The sequence below is a fragment of the Xinfangfangia pollutisoli genome, from assembly GCF_020179405.1.
In the GTDB taxonomy this organism is placed as follows: domain Bacteria; phylum Pseudomonadota; class Alphaproteobacteria; order Rhodobacterales; family Rhodobacteraceae; genus Pseudogemmobacter; species Pseudogemmobacter pollutisoli.
In genome coordinates, this window is record NZ_JAICBZ010000057.1 from 18,477 (window position 1) to 27,067 (window position 8,591).

The window sequence follows — 8,591 nt, forward strand, 5'->3', positions numbered from 1 at the left end:
CGCCGTGCTATTCCCGGCGGAAGCGCAGGGAGGCGGGGCATGAGCCACGGGATCGGGCGGATCGACGGCGAAGAGGTGACCGAGGTCACCTTGACCGGCAGTGCGGGGCTGACCGCCAAGGTGCTGACCTGGGGCGCGCGGCTGGCCGAATTGTGGGTGCCCGACCGCGAGGGCGAGTTTGCCGATATCGTGCTGGGCCATGACACGGCCGCCGATTGGCAGGCGACGCCGGCCTATTTCGGCGCCACCTGCGGGCGCTATGCCAACCGCATCGCCGGCGGGCGTTTCGCGCTGGACGGGCAGGCGGTGCAGCTGGATTGCAACGAGGGCGCCAACCATCTGCATGGCGGGCGCGCCGGGATCGACCGCAAGCATTGGCGCATCGTCGAGGCGGCGGCCGATCGCGTCACCCTGGACGCGCAGTCGCCGGCGGGCGAGATGGGCTATCCGGGCGCGCTGCGGATGACCTGCCGCTACCGGATCGACCCGCAGGACCGGCTCTGGATCGAGATGGAGGCGCAGACCGACGCGCCAACGGTGGTGAACCTGGTCAACCACGCCTATTTCAACATGGCGGGGCAGGGCGCGGGCGATGTTCTGGCGCAAGAGCTGCAGCTTTGGGCCGATCGCTATACGCCGGTCGGGCCGGGGCTGATCCCGACCGGCGACGTGCTGCCCGTGGCCGGCACGCCCTTCGATTTCACCCGGCCGCGCGCCATCGGCGCCGCTCTGCCCGGGCCGGGCGGGTTTGACCACAATTTCTGCCTGTCCGCCCCGGTCCAGGATCTGGCGGGCCAGGCGCTGCGCCCCACCGCGCTGGCGCGGGATCCGACCTCGGGGCGGCGGATGCAGATCTGGTCCAATGCGCCGGGGCTGCAATTCTACACCGGCGGCGCCCTGCCCGAAGGCCTGGCCGGCAAGGACGGCGCCCGCTATGGCCGGTTTTCCGGCTTTGCGCTGGAAACCCAGCGCTGGCCGGATTCGCCCAATCATCCCGGCTTCCCCTCGGCCCGGCTGGACCCGGGCGAGACCTATCGTCATGTCATGGTCTTTTCCTTCGCGGCTCAGGACTGATCGGGGCGCCGCCGGACCGAGGCGATGGCGGCCTCGAACCGGCGGGTGAAATCGGCCGCATCGCCCAAGCTGCGCGCCCAGGCGCCGCCCGCCAGATGCGCGCGGGCCTGCGCCAGCCGGTCGGGCGACAGCGCCAGATCGATCGCCCGCGCCTCATAGTCTTCCGGGCTGGTCGCGATGCAATCGGGCAGGCCCACCGCCGTCAGCAGGCTTGACGCCATGCGCGACGAGAAGGCCTTGCCCTGCAGCGTCAGCAGGGGCAGGCCCATGCGCAGCGCATCCGAGGCGATGGTGCCGGCATTGTAAGGCGCGGTGTCCAGGAACAGATCGGCCAGCGCCAGCCGGGCGCGGTAGCGATCGGGATCGACCCGTGGCGCGAAGATCAGCCGCTCGGGCGCCAGCCCCGCCGCCGCCCAGCGCGCCGACAGTGCCGCCCGGCCCTCGGCCGTGTCATCGACCAGCCACAGCACCGATCCGGGCACCGCCTGCAGGATGCGCAGCCAGCTGTCCCACATCGGCGCCGTCAGCTTGTAGTGATGCGAATGACAGGCGAAGACGAAACCCGCCTGGGGCAGGCCCTCTTCGGCCCGGCTGACCGGCGGCAGCCGCGGCGGGGTGCTGTCATTGGCCTGATAACACCCCTCAATCCGCAGCGGGCGCGGCGTATAGGCCTCGGCCAGATCGGGCGGCACGGTCACCGCGTCGCAGATCAGATAATCCAGCTCGGCCAGCGGCACCGGGCCGATATAGCCCAGATAGGTGGCCTGCACCGGCGCGGGCTTCCAGCGCAGGATCTCCAGCCGCGCGCCATTGGTCAGGCCGTTCAGGTCGATCAGCACGTCGATTTCATCGGCGGCGATGCGGCGGGCCGCCTGTTCATCGCCAAGCCCCTTGATCACGGTGAAGTGGTCGAAGGCGCCGCGCAGCCGGGCGCGGATCTCCGAGCCATCCTCGGGCGAGGCGCAATAGCCATGCACCTGGAAGCGCTGGCGATCGTGCCGCTCGATCAGTTCGGCGATCAGGAAGCTCATGGCATGGCGGCAGAAATCGGTTGAAAGATAGCCGATGCGGATCCGGTCATGCGGATAGCCCGCCGCGGGGGCCAGCGGGCCGCCGGGAAAGGGGATCTTGCGGGCGATCCACAGCGCGGCGGCGGCGGCCTGATCCAGCGGGTCGTCATACAGCGCCAGCGCCGCCAGCGGGCCGCAATTGCGCGCGGCCGCGGCATCGGTCAGGCCGGGCACATCCAGCGCCTGGGCCGGCCAGTCGGTCATGCGCTGGCGGGCATGGATCAGGTGCTGCTGCACATCGGGCTGATCGGGAGTGATCATGAGCGAGGCGCGCAATTCCTGCGCGGCGGGGCCCAGCTTGCCCTCGGCCTCCAGCAGCCGGCCCAACTGGTTGTGCAGGATCTGCCGCAGCGCCGGCGGTGGCAGGGCCGCGCGCCAGGCGGCAATGGCCCCGGCCGTGTCGCCCGCGGCTTCCAGCGCCGTGCCCAGATTGACCGACGCCTCGTGCAGGTCGGGCTTCAGCCGCAGCACGGCCCGATAGGCCTCGGCCGCAAGGCCGGGCTGGCCGGACTTCATCCGCAGCACGCCCAGATTGAACCAGACCGCACAGGCCGGCAGCGTCGCCCCGTTGGCGGCCAGCCACAGGTCATAAAGCAGCGCCGCCTCGCCCGGATTGGGCGCGCCTTCGGCCAGGCCGACCAGCGCCACCAGATCCAGCGCCTGCACGGCGCGCAGGAAATGCGGAAACTCGGCCGGCGGCACCGAGGCGATCCCCCCGGCCGCCGCCAGGGCGCTGGCAACCCGCCGCGCATCGTCGGGCAGGGGAAGAGAGGGGGCGAAAGGCATGTTCATCACGGCTTCTCCGGGCTGCGGCCTGCGCAGGGCCGGATCGCGCCCGGCAGGGTTCTGGCGCATCTCAGGCCAAGGGGCTGAACATTTGGTAAATCCCCGCAGGGCCCCGGGCCGGATTCCAGCTAAACAGCTATAATTTAATATAAATTTGTCTGAAAAGCCACGTTCTTGCCACGGGTCACGCCCCGAGAAAGCCCGGGATTTCATCAATCGTGAAGGATCATCTGACAGCTTTCCCGGCTGTACGTCCGGCCCAGGAGGGCTGTCTTCGCGCTGCCCCCGGGCCTCGGGCCGGCCGCGCCCCAGCCGCTTGCCGAGGGTATCATGGCCACGATCTCTTCTCTGACGCCTGCGCAGATCGCCGCACTTTCGACCGCGGCCATCGCGGCCCTGACCACGGCCGACATCCGCGCGCTGACGACGCTGCAGATCCCGGCGCTGACCACGGCGCAGATCGCGGCGCTGACCACGGCGCAGGTGGCGGTGCTGGGCAGCGCGCAGATCCGGGCGCTGGGCACGGCGCAGGTCGCGCACCTGTCCACCGCGCAGGTCGCGGCGCTGGCGGCATCGGGCCTGGCGGGGCTGGAAACGGCCGATCTGGTCGCCTTCTCGACGGCGCAGGCGGCGGCGCTGGGCAGCGCGCAGGTCGCAGCGCTGGCCGTCAACACCCTGTCGCGGATGGAGACGGCGGATTTCGCAGCACTGGGCACGGCGGCGCTGCGCGGGATCACCGCGGCGCAGGCGGCGGCGCTGACCTCGGGGCAGATCGCGGCGCTTGACAGCAGCCAGATCGCGGCCCTGTCGACGGGCGTTGTGGCGAAACTGTCGACGGCGGCGATCGCGGCCCTGGGCAGCGATCAGGTCGCGGCGCTGACCACCGCGCAGGCGGCGGCGCTGACCAGCACCCAGATCACCGCGCTGACCAGCGATCAGGTCGCGGCGCTGACCACCGCCCAGATTGCGGCGCTGGGCCAGATCGCGCTGCGCGGCCTCGCCTCGAACGACATCGCGGCGCTGACCACCGATCAGGCGGCGGCGCTGTCCAGTTCCCAGTTGGCGGCGATCAGCACGCAGGCCTTTTCGCGGATCGAGACGGCGGATCTGGCGGCTTTCACCACCGCGGCGATCCGCGGGCTGACGACCGGGCAGGCGGCGGTGCTGACCAGTGCCCAGGCCGGCGCGCTGACCACGGCGCAGATCGCGGCCATGTCGGCGGCGGCGCTGGGCAAGCTGTCGGCTGCGGCCTTCGCGGGCCTGGGCACCGATCAGATCGCCGCGCTGACGACGGCGCAGGTTGCGGGCCTGTCCAGCCTGCAGGTCGCGGCGCTGACCACGGCGCAGGTGGCGGCGCTGACGACGGGGCAGGTCGCGGCCCTGTCGGTGGCGGCGATCAAGGGGCTGGAATCGGCCGATCTGGTCGCGATGACCACGGCGCAGGCGGCGGTGCTGACCAGTGCGCAGCTGGCCGCCCTGTCGACCACCGCGCTGGCCCGGATCGAGACCGAGGATCTGGCGGCGCTGGGCACGCTGGCGATCCGCGGTCTGTCCTCGGCCCAGGCGGCGGCGCTGGGCAGCGCGCAGATCGGCGCCCTGACCACGGCCCAGCTGGCGCAGCTGCAGGCAGCAGCCTTCCTTGGCATCACGCCCGCCGATCTGGCGGCGCTGGGCAGTGACCAGATCCGCGCCCTGACCACCGCGCAGATCGCCGCGATGAGCAGCCTGCAGCTGCAGGCGCTGACCACCGGCCAGATCGCGGCGCTGACCACCCAGCAGATCACCGCCCTGTCGGCCGGCGCGCTGAAGGGGCTGGAATCGGCCGATCTGGTCGCGCTGACCAGCGATCAGGCCGCGGTGCTGACCAGTGCCCAGGTCGCAGCGCTGGGCACGGCCATTCTGGCGCGGATGGAGACCGAGGATTTGGCGGCATTGGGCACCGGGGCGATCCGCGGCTTCAGCTCGGCGCAGATCAAGGCGCTGACCGCGGCGCAGATCGCGGCGCTGACCACGGCGCAGCTGGCCGCCCTGGCCACGGCCGGCATCGCCGGGATCGACGCGGGCGACCTGGCACAGATGACGACCGCACAGGTTGCCAGCCTCAGCACCGCGCAGGTGGCCGGGCTGACCTCGGTTCAGGTCGGCGCGCTGACCACGGCGCAGATCGCGGCGCTGGGCACCGGGCAGGTGGCCGCGATCGGGGCTGCGGCGATCAAGGGGCTGGGCACGGCCGGGGGCGTTGCACTGACCACCGCCCAGGCGGCGGCGCTGACCTCGGCGCAGCTGGCGGCGCTGTCGACGCTGGTGATCTCGCGCTTCGAGACCGAGGATCTGGCGGCTTTGGGCACGGCGGCGATCCGCGGGTTGGGCTCGGCCCAGGCCAAGGCGCTGGGCTCGGCCCAGGTCGCGGCGCTGACCACGGCGCAGATTGCCGCCCTGTCGGTGGCGGCGATTTCGGCCATTGACGCGGCCGATATGGCGGCGCTGGGAACCGATCAGATCGCGGCCCTGACCTCGGCCCAGCTGGCGGCGCTGAAGGCCGCGCAACTGGGGGCGCTGACGACCGCGCAGATCGCCTCGCTGACCACCGCGCAGATCGCCGGTTTCTCGACCAGCCAGATCGCCGGCCTGTCCACCGCCGCGATCGCCGCCCTGACCACCGATCAGTTGGCCGGGATCAGCACCGGCCAGGCCGGCGCGCTCAGCTCTGCGCAACTGGGGGCGCTGACCACCGATCAGGTCGGCGCGCTCAGCACGGCGCAGGTGGCGCGGCTTGCGGCGGCGGCGCTGGCGGGGCTGGGCTCGGCCCAGGTCGCGGCGCTGACCACCGCCCAGACGGCGGTGCTGAGCAGCGGCCAGATCACCGGCCTGACGGCGGCGGGGTTTGCCGGGATGGAGACCGAGGATCTTGTGGCCCTGGGCACGCTGGCGCTGCGGGGCCTGACGACCGCGCAGATGGCGGCGATGACCGGCGATCAGGCGGCGGCGCTGTCTTCGGGCCAGATCGCGGCGCTGACGATCACCCAGATCAGCCGCCTGTCCACGGCCGGCGCGGCGGCGCTGGGCTCGGACCAGGCGCGGGCCCTGACCACGGCACAGATCGCCGCGCTGACCGCGGGGCAGCTTGCGGTTCTGGGAACCGAGGCGCTGGCGGGGCTGAGCAATGCCCAGCTTCTGGCCCTGTCGCCCACGCAATTCACCGCGCTTGGCAGCGACCAGATCGCCGCCCTGACCACGGCGCAAACCGCGGCGCTGACCACGGCCCAGCTGGCCACGCTGAGCGCGGCCGAAGTGGCGGCGCTGACCACCGATCAGATCGGGGCGCTGTCGCTGGCGCAATTCGCCAGCTTGTCGACCGCGCAGATGCGCGCCCTGACCAGTGACCAGGTGGGCGCGCTGACCACGGCGCAGGTCGGAGCCATCACCTCGGGCGACATCGTGGCGCTTGAGGCCGAGGATTTCACCGCCCTGTCCTCGGCCCAGGTTGCGGCGCTGAGCAGCCAGCAGATCCAGGCCTTTGGCACCGATGACATCGCCGCGCTTGAGGCCGCCGATCTGGCGGCCCTGACCACGGCGGCGCTGCGCGCGCTGTCCACCGCCCAGGCCGCGGCCCTGTCTTCCGATCAGGTCGCGGCGCTGACCACGGCGCAGGTGGCGGCGATGTCGGCAGCCCAGGTCGGGGCGCTGACCACCGCGGCGATTGCGGCCTTGACCACGGCGCAGGTGGCCGCCCTGACCCCGGCGCAGGCGGCCGCGCTGGGCTCGGCCCAGGTCGCGGCGCTGACCACCGATCAGATCGCCGCCCTGCGCAGCGCCGATGTCGCGGCGCTTGGGCCGGCCGCGTTGGCCGGGCTTGAGACCGAAGATGCCGTGGCGCTGACCACCGCGCAGATGGCCGCGCTGGGCAGTGCCCAGATCGCCGGCCTGACGACGGCGGTGATCGCGGCGCTTGAGACCGAGGATCTGGCCGCGCTGACCACGGCGGCGCTGCGCGGCCTGGGCGCGGCCCAGGTGTCCGCGCTGACCAGCGATCAGGCGGCGGCGCTGACCACGGCGCAGCTTGCATCGCTGACTACGGCCCAGATTTCCCACCTCTCGACCGCGGCAGTGGCGGCTTTGGCCACCGGCCAGGTCGCGGCGCTGACCACGGCCCAGATCGCCGCGCTGACCAGCGCGCAGATCGGCGCCCTGACCACCGATCAGATCGCCGGCCTGACCACGGCCCAGGTCGCGGGCCTGACTTCGGCTGCGATCGCCGGGCTGGGCACTGATGATATCGTCGCGCTGACCACGGTGCAGGCGGCGGTTCTGGGCAGCGCGCAGCTGGCGATGCTGGGCAGCGCCGCCATCGCCGCCTTCGAGACCGAGGATCTGGCGGCGATCGGCAGCGCGGCCATCCGTGGCCTGACCTCGGCGCAGATCGCGGCGCTCGGCAGCGATCAGGGCGCGGCGCTGACCACGGCGCAACTGGCCGCCTTGACCACGGCGCAGATCCGGGCGCTGACGACCGATGCCCTTGCGGGCCTTGGCACGGACCAGCTGGCTGCGCTGACCACGGCGCAGATCGCGGCGCTGACCAGCACCCAGATCGCGGGCTTCGGCACCGATCAGCTGGCCGGCCTGACGCCTGCGCAGATCGCCCGGCTGGCCACGGCGGCGCTGGCGGGTCTGGGCACCGACGATATCGTCGCGCTGACGACGCAACAGGCGGCCGCGCTGGGCAGTGCCCAGATCGCCGCCCTGGCCACCGGCGCGATCGCGGCCCTTGAGACCGAGGATCTGGCCGCGCTGACCACCACGGCGATCCGCGGTCTGGGCGCGGCCCAGGCCGGCGCGCTGGGCAGCGATCAGGCGGCGGCCTTGACGACGGGGCAGATCACCTGGCTGTCGACCGCGGCCATTGCCGCGCTGGGCGCGGCCAGTTTCGCCGCGCTGGACAGCGCCCAGATCGGCGCCTTGACGGTGTCGCAGGTGGGGGTTCTGTCCTCGGCCCAGATCGCGGCGCTGTCGACCGATCAGATCGCCGGGCTGACCGGGGCGCAGATCGCGGCCCTGTCCACGCAGGCGATGCAGGGCTTCGACACCGCCGATATCGTGGCGCTTGGCACCGATCAGGCGGCGGCGCTGACCTCGACCCAGATCATGGGCTTCGGCACGGCCGAAATCGCCGCGATGGAGACCGAGGATCTGGCCGCCCTGGGCACCACCGCGCTGCGCGGGCTCAGCGCGGCCCAGGCCGCGGCGCTAAGCAGCGATCAGGCGGCGGCGCTGTCGACCAAACATATCGCCAATCTGACCACCGCGGCGATTGCGGGGCTGACGACCACGGTCATCCAGGCGCTGACCACGGCGCAGACCGCGGCCCTGGCCACCGGCCAGATCGCCGCGCTGACCAGCGCCCAGCTGGCCGCCCTGACCACCGACCAGCTTTCGGGGCTGAGTACCGCGCAGATCGCGGCGCTCAGCGCAGCGGCGCTGGCGGGTCTGGGCACCGAGGCGGCGGTGGCGCTGACCTCGGCCCAGGCGGCGGCGCTGAGCAGCGCGCAGGTCGCGGGCCTGTCGTCCTCGGCGGTGGCGGCGATCGATTCGGCCGATCTGGCGGCGCTGAGCACTGCGGCGCTGCGCGGGCTGACCACGGCACAGGTCGCGGCGCTGACCAGC

General features: G+C 72.4%; 3 protein-coding genes. 2 read left to right on the forward strand and 1 reads right to left on the reverse strand.

Annotated elements, in window-relative coordinates:
* Window positions 1-39 precede the first annotated feature (39 nt).
* Entirely contained in the window at window positions 40-1,074 is a 1,035-nt protein-coding gene (locus K1Y73_RS15310; RefSeq protein ID WP_225029178.1) for an aldose epimerase family protein, read from the forward strand.
* On the opposite strand, the gene K1Y73_RS15315 is transcribed toward K1Y73_RS15310, so the two are convergent.
* Entirely contained in the window at window positions 1,065-2,936 is a 1,872-nt protein-coding gene (locus K1Y73_RS15315; RefSeq protein WP_225029179.1) for an O-linked N-acetylglucosamine transferase, SPINDLY family protein, read from the reverse strand. The genes K1Y73_RS15310 and K1Y73_RS15315 overlap by 10 nt on opposite strands.
* A 324-nt stretch (window positions 2,937-3,260) precedes the next feature.
* On the opposite strand from K1Y73_RS15315, the gene K1Y73_RS15320 reads away from it, so the two are divergent.
* On the forward strand, window positions 3,261-8,591 hold a 5,331-nt coding region (locus K1Y73_RS15320), incomplete at its 3' end, for a beta strand repeat-containing protein (RefSeq protein WP_225029180.1).

What these genes read in the sequence shown, in the direction of transcription:
- K1Y73_RS15310 (WP_225029178.1), top strand. Translation starts at nt 40, where the DNA reads ATGAGCCACGGGATCGGGCGGATCGACGGCGAAGAGGTGACCGAGGTC.
- K1Y73_RS15315 (WP_225029179.1), bottom strand. Translation starts at nt 2,936, where the DNA reads ATGAACATGCCTTTCGCCCCCTCTCTTCCCCTGCCCGACGATGCGCGG.